At 61.0% G+C, this 13020-nt stretch carries 12 protein-coding genes and 1 tRNA gene; 7 read left to right on the plus strand and 6 right to left on the minus strand.

Features of this window, described 5'->3' with window-relative positions; genetic code table 11:
• Positions 1–222 precede the first annotated feature (222 nt).
• Positions 223–471, plus strand: a complete 249-nt coding sequence (locus tag MKI86_RS01035; protein WP_134649122.1) for a zinc-finger domain-containing protein — start codon at positions 223–225, stop codon at positions 469–471.
• Positions 472–493: 22 nt separating this feature from the next.
• Positions 494–1654: an FAD-dependent monooxygenase gene (locus MKI86_RS01040; protein ID WP_241596002.1), complete on the plus strand. Its 1161-nt coding sequence runs from the start codon at positions 494–496 to the stop codon at positions 1652–1654.
• A 69-nt stretch (positions 1655–1723) separates the two neighbouring features.
• Here the strand turns inward: MKI86_RS01040 and MKI86_RS01045 are convergent, their stop codons facing one another.
• A complete protein-coding gene (locus MKI86_RS01045; protein ID WP_241596005.1) occupies positions 1724–2914 on the minus strand; it encodes a cystathionine beta-lyase in 1191 nt (396 codons plus the stop codon).
• A gap of 355 nt (positions 2915–3269) precedes the next feature.
• Between MKI86_RS01045 and MKI86_RS01050 the strand changes: the two genes are divergently transcribed.
• The 4 genes from MKI86_RS01050 (at position 3270) to MKI86_RS01065 (ending at position 7551) form a co-directional block, all read left to right on the plus strand.
• Positions 3270–4298 (plus strand): amino acid ABC transporter substrate-binding protein, encoded by a 1029-nt coding sequence (locus MKI86_RS01050; RefSeq protein ID WP_241596008.1) that lies wholly within the window; start codon positions 3270–3272, stop codon positions 4296–4298.
• Positions 4299–4393: 95 nt separating this feature from the next.
• Positions 4394–5602: an amino acid ABC transporter permease gene (locus tag MKI86_RS01055; protein WP_241596011.1), complete on the plus strand. Its 1209-nt coding sequence runs from the start codon at positions 4394–4396 to the stop codon at positions 5600–5602.
• 1 nt (position 5603) lies between these two features.
• Positions 5604–6758: an amino acid ABC transporter permease gene (locus MKI86_RS01060; protein WP_241596014.1), complete on the plus strand. Its 1155-nt coding sequence runs from the start codon at positions 5604–5606 to the stop codon at positions 6756–6758.
• 16 nt (positions 6759–6774) lie between these two features.
• Positions 6775–7551: an amino acid ABC transporter ATP-binding protein gene (locus tag MKI86_RS01065; RefSeq protein ID WP_241596017.1), complete on the plus strand. Its 777-nt coding sequence runs from the start codon at positions 6775–6777 to the stop codon at positions 7549–7551.
• Between the two features lie 66 nt (positions 7552–7617).
• Here the strand turns inward: MKI86_RS01065 and MKI86_RS01070 are convergent, their stop codons facing one another.
• Positions 7618–8592: a GlxA family transcriptional regulator gene (locus MKI86_RS01070; RefSeq protein WP_241596020.1), complete on the minus strand. Its 975-nt coding sequence runs from the start codon at positions 8590–8592 to the stop codon at positions 7618–7620.
• Between the two features lie 286 nt (positions 8593–8878).
• On the opposite strand from MKI86_RS01070, the gene MKI86_RS01075 reads away from it, so the two are divergent.
• Positions 8879–9316, plus strand: coding sequence for a BA14K family protein (locus MKI86_RS01075; RefSeq protein ID WP_241596023.1), 438 nt, complete (start codon positions 8879–8881; stop codon positions 9314–9316).
• A gap of 98 nt (positions 9317–9414) precedes the next feature.
• Here the strand turns inward: MKI86_RS01075 and tig are convergent, their stop codons facing one another.
• From tig to MKI86_RS01095, 4 genes are all read right to left on the minus strand, one after another.
• Positions 9415–10890, minus strand: coding sequence for a trigger factor (tig, locus tag MKI86_RS01080; RefSeq protein WP_241596026.1), 1476 nt, complete (start codon positions 10888–10890; stop codon positions 9415–9417).
• A gap of 180 nt (positions 10891–11070) precedes the next feature.
• Positions 11071–11155: transfer RNA gene (locus tag MKI86_RS01085), tRNA-Leu, on the minus strand.
• 135 nt (positions 11156–11290) lie between these two features.
• Positions 11291–11881 (minus strand): GDYXXLXY domain-containing protein, encoded by a 591-nt coding sequence (locus MKI86_RS01090; protein WP_241596028.1) that lies wholly within the window; start codon positions 11879–11881, stop codon positions 11291–11293.
• A 1-nt stretch (position 11882) separates the two neighbouring features.
• On the minus strand, positions 11883–12986 hold the full coding sequence (locus MKI86_RS01095) for a DUF2157 domain-containing protein (RefSeq protein ID WP_241596031.1): 1104 nt from the start codon (positions 12984–12986) through the stop codon (positions 11883–11885).
• Positions 12987–13020: the final 34 nt, after the last annotated feature.

Genomic DNA, 13020 nt, shown 5'->3' on the forward strand with positions numbered 1-13020 from the left:
ACCGTCTTTCGTTTTCTCGAACCGCTCTTACCGCCGTTTGCGCGCGGAGAAAACGCCCGGCGCGGAAAACTTCCCGCTCCAATACGCTCGCGTATGAGCGTCCGGCACGAAAACCACCGTAGCGATACGATCATTGCCTCTCCGCGACGGTTTTGCATCTACACATTCTCGCGGAAGATGATTATGGTCCGGCCGACAAAACAGACCTGCACGGAGCATGACATGGCTGGGCACAGCATTCCCCATTTCCAGAACGACGGCGGCCACAGCGCAATCGAGATCGGCGTAAAGGAATTCATGTGCGTCGGCGCGTCCATTCCTTACGACCATCCGCACGTCTTCCTCGACATGGGCGACGACAACGAGAAGGTCTGTCCCTATTGCTCGACGCTCTACCGCTACAATCCCGCGCTGAAGGCCACGCAGACCAATCCGGTAGGCTGCACCTTCACCAACGTGGTGGCGGCGTGACGGCCAGAAGGCCGACACGATCATGTCCCCGGTAAAATCTGTCACAATCGTCGGAGCCGGCATTGCCGGCCTGACGGCGGCCCTTGCGCTCGCCCGCAAGGGTATTGCGTCGCAAATCGTCGAACAGGCTTCAACGCTGGCGGAAGTCGGCGCCGGCTTACAGCTTTCGCCCAATGCGTCGCGCATTCTGGCAGATCTCGGCCTTCTGAAAGACCTTGAACAACGCTGGAGCGAGCCGGACCACATCCTGCTGTCCTCGGGACACACGCTCGCGCCGCTCGCTTCGGTTCCCGCCGGCAGCGCCGCCCGTGCTCGGTGGGGAGCGCCCTACGGTGTCCTCCACCGCGCCTCGCTTCAGGCCGTTCTTCTCGGCGCGGTCAGCCGCGAACCGTTATGCACGCTCGTCACCGGCCGGAGAATCGAAACGGCCGAAGAGGCCGCCGCCGTCGCGAACACCGATCTGGTGATTGCGGCAGACGGTGTGTGGTCGCGGTTGCGCGGATCAGTCCCGGGCGCCCTGCCCGCGCGCTATTCGGGCAATGTCGCCTGGAGGTTCCTGGTGCCCTACGATGGCGCACCGGCCTTGCTCAATCCACGCACGGTTACGGCCTTTCTCGGCCCGCATGCCCATCTCGTCGCCTACCCATTGTCGGAAACGCGGGCTTTCAACATCGTTGCTATCCACCAGCAGGTTGACGCACCGCCGGAGGGTTGGTCCCGCACGGGCGATGCCACGGCCCGCAAGCGCCTGATCGACGCCTTCTCCGGCTGGCACGCCGATCTAAGACGGCTGATTGCGGCTGCAAACGATCCGTTGGTCTGGCCGTTGTTCGGCTGCGCCGATGGTTCGTGGGCGGACGGCCACAAGACGGTGCTCATCGGAGATGCTGCCCACGCCATGACACCCTTTGCGGCACAAGGCGCCGCCATGGCCATCGAGGATGCTGCACTTCTGGCAAACAGGCTTGCCGGGACGACGGACCTTGCCCAGGCCCTTCACCGCTTTGAGAGCGACCGCCGGGAACGGGTCGCGAAAGTCCGCAGCCGCGGCGCCTTCAATCGCTTTGCCTATCACGCACGCGGCCCCGTCGCGCTCGCGCGCAATCTGGTGCTGTCGTTGCGAAAGCCCGAAAGCCTTGCCGGCGATTTCGACTGGCTCTACGGCTACCGCACGCCGGAGTGATATCCGGCATCCTACACGTCACCTGCGGCAAAAACGCCGGCAAGTGACGGTATGAGATGCGTGAAACGGTCAAACGGCCCGGGCGGCGGCGAGGCCGCGTTCGATATCGGCCTTGATATCCTTCACGTCTTCAAGACCGATCTGCAGGCGCAGCACGGGGCCTCCTTCCGGTGCCTTGGCGATACGGCGATCGTCGAGGTTCACATGCACCGCGAGGCATTCGAAACCACCCCAGGAATAGCCGAGCCCGAAAATGCCGAGCGCATCGAGAAACGCATGGGCCTTGGCCTTGTAGCGATCCTTCGAGCCACCCTTCAGCACGATCGAGAAGATGCCGCTCGAACCCTTGAAGTCGCGCTTCCAGAGATCGTGTCCCGGAAAGCTCGGAAGCGCGGGATGAAGAACGCGCGCAACGTCGTCGACGCCCTCCAGCCAGCGCGCCAGCTCCAGCGCACTCTCCTGATGGCGTTCCAGCCGCACGCCCATCGTACGCAGTCCGCGCAGCACCTGGTAGGAATCATCCGGAGAGGCGCAGGTGCCCAGCGTGATCTGTGTTTCGTGCAGTTGCTCCCAATGGGCGGCATTGGCCGACACCGTGCCGAACAGCACATCGGAATGACCGGCCGGATATTTCGTGGCCGCATGAATGGAAACGTCGACACCGAAATCGAGCGGCTTGAAGTAGAGCGGCGTCGCCCAGGTATTGTCCATGGTGACAACCGCGCCATGCCGGTGCGCAACGGCGGCGATAGCCGGAATATCCTGCATTTCGAAGGTATTGGAGCCGGGGGCTTCCGTATGCACGAGCCTGGTGTTGGGGCGGATCAGTGTCTCGATGTCAGCGCCGATCAAGGGATCGTAATATTCCACGGTCACGCCGAGCCGCTTCAGCATTGTGTCGCAGAACCGGCGTGTGGGGTTGTAGACGGAATCGACGATCAGCGCGTGGTCGCCTGCCGACAGATAGGCAAGGAACGGTACGGTCACGGCCGCCAGCCCCGAGGGCACGAGAATGGTGCCGGCGGAACCTTCCAGCTCGTCGATCGCCGCACAAAGCGCATCCGTGGTCGGCGTTCCGCGCGTGCCATAGGTGTATTTCTGCGCTCTGCTTTCCATGGTCGCAGCATTGGGAAAGAGGACTGTGGAAGCATGCACGACCGGCGGATTGACGAAACCGTAATAGTCGGCCGGGTTGTTGCCGGCGTGGGCAAGGCGGGTATTCACGCCGGCGCCGGCGAAGATTTCGTCTTTGTTTTTCATGGATCAATCCGAACGATGCAAATAGGTTTATCTCCGGCGGACTTTTCGCCAGCAGCCCCTTGAGGTCAACCCCGTGATGACGAAGAAGGCTAAATCCAAAGCGCTTGAAATTTGCAGCAAGCAGCTTTTTTGGGCGTGAGACTGCACCCATTCCCATTTCCTTGCCCAAAACCGCGCCAATTTTCCTTAAATTTCGAGAAGTGAATGGAAAATGGGCCGTATCACTTGACCCTGCGAAATTTTGAGCATGAGATAAGCGACCTCGCGCCGGGAGGGTGGCGAGTTCCGCATACGTGTCCGTCCGGACCACGTGACCTGCGGATAAGACAAAGACAACAGAAAAAGGTCGTAAAAAATGGCAAAAAAAATTGTGACGGCGCTCGTTGGTGCCGCCGTACTGGGGTTTGGCGCTACAGCATCTCAGGCCGACACACTGTCTGACGTAAAAGCAAAGGGCTTCGTCCAGTGCGGCGTCAACGGCTCGAACCTCGCCGGCTTCGGCGCGCAGGATTCGCAGGGCAACTGGACCGGCCTCGACGTAGATCTCTGCAAGGCCGTGGCGGCTGCCGTCTTCGGCGACGCCACCAAGGTAAAGTACACCCCTCTTTCGGCCAAGGACCGCTTCCCCGCACTTCAGTCGGGCGAAATCGATCTTCTCGCGCGCAACACCACGTGGAGCATCAGTCGCGACACGCAGCTCGGTTTCGATTTCCGCGCCGTCAACTACTATGACGGCCAGGGCTTCATGGTGAAGAAGGAGCTCGGCGTTAAGTCTGCCCTGGAACTGTCGGGCGCTTCCGTTTGCGTCCAGTCCGGCACCACGACCGAACTGAATCTCGCCGACTACTTCCGCTCGAACAACATGGACTTCAAGCCTGTCGTTTTCGAAGCCCAGGATGAAGCCGACGCTGCCTACAATGCCGGCCGTTGCGACGCCTACACGACGGACGCCTCCGGCCTTTACTCGATCCGCCTGAAGATGGCCAACCCGGACGACCATATGGTTCTGCCGGAAATCATCTCCAAGGAGCCGCTCGGCCCGGCCGTTCGCCAGAACGATTCCAAGTGGCTCGACATCGTCAGCTGGTCGCACTACGCGATGGTGGCTGCCGAGGAGTTCGGCATCACGCAGGCGAATGTCGAGGAAATGAAGACTTCCGCGAACCCGGACATCAAGCGCTTCCTCGGTGAAGAAGCCGATTCGACCATCGGTGCAGACCTCGGCGTGCCGAAGGACTGGGCCGTGCAGATCATCAAGGCCGTCGGCAACTATGGCGAATCCTTCGAGCGCAATGTCGGCGAAGGCTCCCCGCTCAAGATCGCGCGTGGGCTGAACGCCCAGTGGACGAAGGGTGGACTGCAGTACGCCCCGCCGATCCGCTAACACCGGACGACACCGCTTCGGGAGGGCAAGCCATTGCCCTCCCTTTTTAAAACAACGCCCGGAAAACAGGGCGAACACAATGTCAGGGGACTTGCATGGCTCTTGCGGACGCCCGAAACGGGTCCAGCGAACCGCCGAAGGTTTCGCTTCTCTACAATCCTGCGCTGCGAAGCGTGCTCTATCAGGTCGTTACACTTGTCGTGATCGTCGCGGCGGTCTGGTACGCCTGGAACAACGTCGTTCAGAACCTCGCCCGCGCCAACATGTCAGCCGGTTTCGGCTTTCTGAACAGCCGCGCCGGTTTCGACATCGCACAGACGCTGATCGCCTATACCAGTGACTCGACCTATTTTCGCGCGTTGCAAGTCGGGCTGCTCAACACGCTGGTGGTTGCCGCCGCCGGCATCGTCACCGCGACAATCGTCGGCCTTCTCATTGGCGTCGGGCGCCTGTCGAACAACTGGCTGATCGCGCGGCTCTGCACGGTTTACGTGGAAATCTTCCGCAACATTCCGCCGCTTCTGGTCATCTTCTTCTGGTATCTCGGCGTTCTGGCCTTGCTGCCGTCGATCCGGTCGATCTTCCAGCATCTGGAGGAAAATCCGGACGCCATCTTCTTCATCTCCAACCGCGGCATCTACATGCCCGCCCCGGTTTTCGGTGAAGGGTTCGGCACGGTGGTCGGGGCGTTCATCCTCGGCATCATCGCAGCGATCGCCTTCACGATCTGGGCCAATGCCCGCCAGCGGGCCACGGGCAAGCGTCCGCCGGTCCTTTGGGTCAATCTCGGCGTGATCGTGCTGTTCCCGATCGTCGTCTTCCTCGTCATGGGCAGCCCGTTGTCGCTGGATTACGCCGTTCCGGGGTCGTTCAACATGCGCGGCGGCATGTCGATCGGGCCTGAGTTCCTGGCGCTTTATCTCGCTCTCTCTCTCTACACGGCCTCGTTCATCGCCGAGATCGTGCGGGCGGGCATCCGTGGCGTGTCGAAGGGCCAGTCCGAGGCTGCCTTCGCACTCGGGCTGCGGGCCGGCCATACGACACGCCTCGTCGTGCTGCCGCAGGCCTTGCGCATCATCATCCCGCCACTTACCTCGCAATATCTCAACCTCATCAAGAACTCGTCGCTCGCCGTCGCCGTCGGTTATGCCGACCTTGTCGCGGTCGGCGGTACCATCCTCAACCAGTCGGGCAAGTCCATCGAGATCATCGCGATCTGGATGCTGGTCTATGTATCGATCAGCCTCATCACCTCGCTGTTCATGAACTGGTTCAACGCCAAGATGGCCCTGGTGGAGCGCTAAGATGTCCCAAAGCATTACCTATGTCCGCGAGGGGTTCATCGAGGCGGAAAAGCCGCCGAGCTCGGATTCGTCCGTGCTTGCCTGGATCCGTCACAACCTCTTCGCTTCCTGGAAGGACAGTCTTCTGACGGTGATTGCTCTTGCAGTGCTCGTCTACTACCTGCCGAAGGCCATCGACTGGCTGTTCGTTTCGGCGGTCTGGACGGGGGCCGACAGAACCGCCTGCCTGACGACTGACCAGGGCGGCCAGCTGCCGGCGGGCTGGAGCGGGGCCTGCTGGGCCTATGTGAACGATCGTTTCGTGCAGTTCATGTTCGGCTCCTACCCGCGCGATCAGCTGTGGCGACCGCTTCTCGTCGCCGGCATGTTCGTCGCGCTGCTCGTGCCCTTCCTAATCCCGAAGGTGCCGCGCAAGGGGCTCAACGCGCTCCTGCTGCTCGTCGCCCTGCCGATCGTTGCTTATTTCCTGCTTCTCGGCGGTTCCTTCGGCCTGCGTTACGTCGAAACGTCGCTGTGGGGCGGGCTGATGGTGACGCTCATCATCTCCTTCGTCGGTATCGTCATGTCGCTGCCGATCGGCATTCTACTGGCGCTCGGACGCCGGTCGTCCATGCCGATCCTGAAGATGGTCTGCATCGGCTTCATCGAGCTGATCCGCGGCGTGCCGCTGATCACCGTCCTGTTCATGGCCAGCGTGCTTCTGCCGCTGTTCCTGGAGCCGGGCAACAATATCGACAAGTTCCTGCGTGCACTGATCGGTGTCTCGATCTTCGCGTCCGCCTATATGGCGGAGGTTATCCGCGGCGGTCTTCAAGCCATTCCGAAAGGGCAGTATGAAGCAGCCGATGCGCTTGGTCTAAACTACTTTCACAAGATGACCTTCATCGTGCTTCCGCAGGCCATCAAGCTCGTTATCCCGGGGATCGTGAACACCTTCATCGGCATGTTCAAGGATACCTCGCTCGTCACCATCATCTCGATGTACGATCTGCTCGGCATCGTGAAGGCAAGCTTCGGCGATTCGGGCTGGATCACTCCTGTCACGCCGCTCACGGGCCTTATCTTCGCCGGCTTCGTATTCTGGATTTTCTGCTTCGGCATGTCGCGCTATTCGGCTTTCGTGGAACGCCGGCTCGACAAGGGCCATAAGAGATAACTGAGAGGAAACACAAATGGCCAACCAAGCCAATGCACAAAAGATGACTGTTTCGGCCACGGATGCCGCCGTCGAGATCATCAACATGAACAAGTGGTACGGCGATTTCCATGTGCTGCGCGATATCAATCTCAAGGTCATGAAGGGCGAGCGCATCGTTATCGCGGGACCGTCGGGTTCCGGCAAGTCGACAATGATCCGCTGCATCAACCGTCTGGAAGAGCACCAGAAGGGTCAGATCATCGTCGACGGCATCGAGCTGACGAACGACCTTAAGAAAATCGATGAGGTCCGTCGCGAAGTCGGCATGGTGTTCCAGCACTTCAACCTCTTCCCGCACCTGACCATCCTCGAGAACTGCACGCTCGCGCCGATCTGGGTGCGCAAGATGCCGAAGAAGGAAGCGGAGGAAATCGCGATGCACTATCTCACGCGCGTCAAGATCCCCGAACAGGCGAACAAATATCCGGGCCAGCTTTCTGGTGGCCAGCAGCAGCGCGTGGCAATCGCCCGCTCGCTGTGCATGAAGCCGAAGATCATGCTGTTCGACGAGCCAACCTCGGCGCTCGACCCGGAAATGGTCAAGGAAGTGCTCGACACAATGGTCTCGCTGGCGGAAGAAGGCATGACCATGCTGTGCGTGACCCATGAAATGGGCTTTGCCCGCCAGGTCGCCAACCGCGTAATCTTCATGGACCAGGGCCAGATCGTCGAGGAGAACGCACCTGCGGAATTCTTCGACAATCCGCAGCACGAGCGCACCAAGCTGTTCCTCAGCCAGATCCTCCACTAAGCGGATCTCTATCCGATTCCGAAGAAGGCGGGCTGAATGCCCGCCTTTTTTCTTGCCCGCTACGCTTCATTTCGTGCGAAGTCCCATCCGGAACTTCAGCGGGCTTGCGCCGAAATGATTGCGGAAGGCGCGCGAGAAGGCGGAGAGGCTGTCGAAGCCGCTGCGCAACGCCACCTCCTGCATGGAGAGCGGCGTATCGCGCACCAGGCGCTGTGCTGCCGTCAACCGCAGGCGCAGATAATATTTTCCTGGCGCCGCACCTAGCCCGCCAACGAACAGCGTCTCGAGTTTTCGCGTGGAAAACCCGAGGCGGCGCGCCAGCGCGGCGATCGTCAGCGGCCGGTCGATAGTGCGCTCCATCAGACGGATCGCGGCCGCAAGTTCGGGCCTGTGCTCGCCGAGGCGGCCCAATGATACGAGCGGCTGGGCATCGGTGGCCGCATGGGTCTCGTCGTAGACGAACACACTGGCCACATCCAGTGCGACCGCGGAACCGAACCGCTCGCGCACGAGATGCAACATCATGTCGAAGGTCGGAGAAGCACCACCTGACGTCCACAGCGGACCGTCCGTGACGAAGCGGTCCGCCCGCACGTTGAGCGCCGGAAAAGCGGCGGCAAAATCCTCCAGTTCCTCCCAGTGCGCCGTTGCGTCCCGTCCATCCAAAAGGCCGGATCGCGCCAGCAGCCAGCAACCGGACTCGATGCCCGCGACAATCCCGAAGCGCCTCGCCACTTTCTTTAGCCGCGCAACGAAAGACCGTCCGGCATGGCGATCCTGGTTGAAGCCTGCGATCAGGAGTAAGGCATCGCCGCTCGTCACATCGGCGAATGCGCCGTCGACCCGCACTTCCACCCCACAGGTCAGCAGCACCGGCTGCCCCTCCGGCGAAAGAATTGTCCAGCGGAACACGGGTTCCGGCACCACGCGGTTGGCCGCGCGCATGGGATCCAGCACGGAAGCGAGCGACATGATCGACGATTCCGGCAGGAGAACGATGGTGACGTCGAGCGGTCCCAGTTGCGGCAATTCTTTGATCATGCGGAAATTGTCAAAAAACACACGCATTATGTCAATCGAGAAAACCGCAATCCGGCATGATCTATCTCACAGGTGATCCGGAGATGCAGCCGGATCATGGCGACAGCCCCTGTACCCCGAACCCTGATCCGCGTTTTATCGGAACGGGTTGGCGAGCCTCACGGCAGACCAGCCCGTTTTTTTTGCGTGCTCGCCGGGTATCGACCAAGGACACAAGGTTGCGGCCATGCGGAACCTACACCTGCCTTGCGCGTTGACACCGCAACCAAGCAGGAAAGGTTTCATCATGCACAAACTCAAGTCCATTTTCGCCACAGGCGCCCTCTCCATCGCCGTGGCGCTAACCTCCTTCGTGCCGGCGCAAGCGATCACGTTCCCGAACGTCCCAGTTCCTTCGGCGTCCACCGTCGAACAGGTGCAGTATCGCTATGAGCGTCGTGAACGCATGCACCGTCGCGACAGGGCAGAGCGGCGCTGGCACGGCCACCGCGGTTATCGCGACCGCCGCCCCGGCTATCGTCGCCACTCCGATGGCTGGTGGTACCCGCTGGCTGCCTTCGGCCTGGGCGCGGCAATCGGCGGTGCGGTGTCCCGTGACCGCGATGTGAGCGGCTCCCACGTCAACTGGTGCTCGAACCGCTACCGTTCGTACCGTGCCTACGACAATACGTTCCAGCCGAACAACGGTCCGCGCAAAAGCTGCGTCTCGCCCTATTCGCGCTAAACGTCAGACCTTGATCCAATAAAAAACGCCCGCGATGATATCGCGGGCGTTTTGCATTCTATTGGCATTGTGAAGGGTCAAAACCCTTCGCCGGATGATTATTCCGCGTCGCCTTCAGCGGCCTTCTTTTTGGCCGGAGCCTTCTTCTTCGGAGAGGCTTCTTCGCCTTCGGCAGCTTCAGTTTTGGCAGCAGCCTTCTTCTTCGGCGCAGCCTTCTTGGCGTCCTTCTCGGAACCTTCCTCGTCGTCAGCCATCAGCTCGTCCTTGGAGACGGTCTTGTCCGTCACCTTGATTTCGCCGAGCAGGTGGTCGACGACCTTTTCTTCGAAGATCGGCGCGCGCAGCGAAGCGGCGGCACCCGGGGTCTTCTGGAAGTATTCGAGGATCTGCTTTTCCTGGCCGGGGAACTGGCGCAGCTGCTGATAGAGCGACTGCTGCATTTCCTCGTCCGAAACCTGAACGCCGGCCTTCTCGCCGATTTCCGAGAGCACGAGGCCGAGGCGGACGCGGCGCTCGGCCAGCTTGCGGTATTCTTCGCGAGCGGCTTCTTCCGTGGTGTCTTCGTCAGCGAAGGTCTTGCCGGACTGCTGGAGGTCCGTGTTGATCTGGCGCCAGATGTTTTCGAACTCGGCGTCAACCAGGCGCTCGGGCGTGTCGAACTTGTACATCTCGTCGAGCTGGTCGAGAATCTGGCGCTTGACCTTCTGGCGCGTGACCGAGCCGTACTGGCTTTCGATCTGGCCGCGAACGATTTCGCGCAGCTTGTCAGCCGATTCGAGGCCGAGCTTCGTGGCGAGGTCGTCGTTGATCTCGATGTCGGCTGCGGCAGCGACTTCCTTGACCTTGATGTCGAAGGTGGCTTCCTTGCCAGCAAGGTTTGCAGCCGGATACTCAGCCGGGAAGGTCACGGTGATGACCTTCTCGTCGCCAGCCTTGAGGCCAACGAGCTGCTCTTCGAAGCCCGGGATGAAGCGGTTGGAGCCGAGAACCAGTTCCGCGTCTTCGTCCTTGCCGCCGTCGAAGGCCTCGCCGTCGACCTTGCCGAGGTAATCGATGGTGACGCGGTCGCCGTCGGCGGCCTTGCCCTTCTTGGTTTCGTAGGAACGTGCGCTTTCGGCGATCTGCAGGATCTGGTCGTCGACTTCCTTGGCGTCGATTTCCACGACTTCGCGCGTTACGGCGATGCCGGAATTGTCCTTCAGCTCGATGGCCGGGATGACTTCGTAGGAAAGCGTGAACTCAAAATCGGCCTGGCCGGCGAGAATCTTCTCGGCTTCGGCCTGGTCTTCGGTCATCGCGACTTCCGGCTGGGTTGCAGACTTCTCGCCGCGCTCGGAAAGAATGGCGGACGGACGGTCGCGAACGATCTCGTTGACCAGCTCAGCCATGACAGACTTGCCGTACATCTTCTTGAGGTGTGCGAACGGCACCTTGCCCGGACGGAAGCCGTTGATGCGGACACGGCCCTTCACGTCCTCAAGACGCTCGTTCATCTGAGCTTCCATGTCCTTGGCCGGAATGACGACCTTGATTTCGCGCTTCAGCCCTTCAGCGAGCGTTTCGATAACCTGCATGTTCAAACCTTCATTTCGAGTTGGCGGTGTTCAAACCGGGCTGCCGGTTATGGCGAACACCCCGCCGGTCCATTTGCCGGCAGTGGCTTTACTGAATTCGGTGGCCTTTTGGCAAGCAAAATGGCGCGCTCTAATATTCCACACCCCGCGGAACCGTCCGGTTTCCACGTTTGGTGGTTCTGGTGCGGGTAGAGAGACTTGAACTCCCACGCCTTGCGGCACCAGAACCTAAATCTGGCGTGTCTACCAATTTCACCATACCCGCGTCTCAGAAACCGCTGTCCACAGGCGGCCGGGCCGCTCCAGTGGCGCCTTCCGAGCGCGGCGTCTCTATATCATCCGTTTTGCAGGGATCAAAGGAAAAATGACACATAAATGACCGTTCTTCCGGCGCTTCGGCTCAATAGAGCGGTTCGTCATAGACGGGCTCTCCTCGCAACAGCAGCCGCGCGATCTGCGGCGTACCATCGTGCGAAACCCGCGCCTCCACTTCCAGCTCCTCCGCGTTGCGGGCATTTTCCAGTGCCCTGCCCTCGCCTTCGGGCACATAGTAGCGTTCGAGACCGTATTGTACAAAGAGCGTATCGGGCATCTCGCCGGCGCCGTAGGTATTGAAAACGAAGGGCAGCGTGCGCAGGATGACCGAACCATTCTCAGGCGCCATGTCAGCAAAGCGCGCTTCCGTGGCATTCCAAAGGCCGTCGGCGTCGGGTTTGAGGCGCACGGAAAGGCGAGCGCGCGTTCCATCCGGCGCAATATCGCCCGTGACGATAGATTTCGAAATGGTGGAGATCGGATAGGACAGGATGACATAGTCGCCGCGCAGCAGGTCGCGCGGATCGACCGGGCTCGTTTTCAAGCGGATATCTGCACCGTTGCGCAGGATGGCAGCCCGGCTTTCGACCATATAGCCGATCACGCCCGTCTGGAGCACGGCAACGATGATACCGGCGACCAACGGCGAAAGGCGGAAGGAACGGGACAGGGTCATGTCAGGCCTCCGCCTTGTCTTCGGTTGACGCAAGGCGACGCTCCAGCGCGATCACCGCCCAGGCGATGACGGCGACCACAAGGCCGGACACGAGGAAGAAGCCGGAAGTACCGATGATCGAGCCGATCGTCTCTGAAGCGAGATAGAGTGTTTCCACCGCGAAGGCCACGTATCCGAGATAACGGACCGCACCGTTTTCCTTGCCGGAAAGCGCGATGCCTGCGATCGCCGCGCCGAGTGTAACGATGCCGACGGCCAGACGTTCGCCCTCCGCATCAAACTCGACATGCAGAACCACGAGACCGAGCATCAGCACGAGATAGCCGTAGAAAGCGGGCGCCGCACCGGCGCTGCGGGCAATCGCGTGCAGTGGTGATGGCGGCAGAGCGGCGGTGAGATAGGCAACGGCGCCGAAGACGACGATGGCAATAGCCGTCGTAGCGGTGGAATATTCGCTATAGATAAAGGCGAGCCAGGCGACCAGCAGCAGATAGCCGAGATGGCGTGCGCGGCCGGCGTCGGTGTAGCGCGCGAGGGCTATGACGATCACGGCCATGAGCGGCATGAGCCAGAGCAGCAACATCTGGTCGGCGGAATAGGACTGCGTCCAGTCGGTTCCGGCCACGCCGAAGGCGAGAAAGCCGGCGACGACGGTCACGGCGCCCGAACGGAAAAGCACGGCGGCCACCACCGTACCGCCGAACCAAACCAGCGCTGCCTGGAGCGCATCACCCGAGAGGTGATACATCTGCCCTACCAGTGCGATGGCGCCGCCGAAGGATAGCGAACCCAGCACGAGAAAAGCTGCTGCAAGACGCTCTGCACCGCGCGCCATAAGCGCAGCACCGCCGAGATAGGCTCCCCAGATGATGCCGAGGATGGCGGCCAGCCTTGCCAGCCGCGGGATGACGTCCCAGTTGGCCGCGACAAGCAGGAGGACGGCTGCAGCGAAGAGAAGCGCCGCGACGACCATCAGCACACGACCGGCACTAAAAGAGCTCGGACGGGAATCGTACTCTTTCAAGAGCAACATTGCCGTCTGCGTATCGATCAGGCCTTGCCCAGTCCACGCTTTCAGGTCGCGCTCCAACCAACTCCTGTACATTCCCTGCCGTTCCTTTCGACAATCAGCCCGCGGG

It is taken from the genome of Shinella sedimenti, from assembly GCF_022601905.1.
In the GTDB taxonomy this organism is placed as follows: Bacteria; Pseudomonadota; Alphaproteobacteria; order Rhizobiales; family Rhizobiaceae; genus Shinella; species Shinella sedimenti.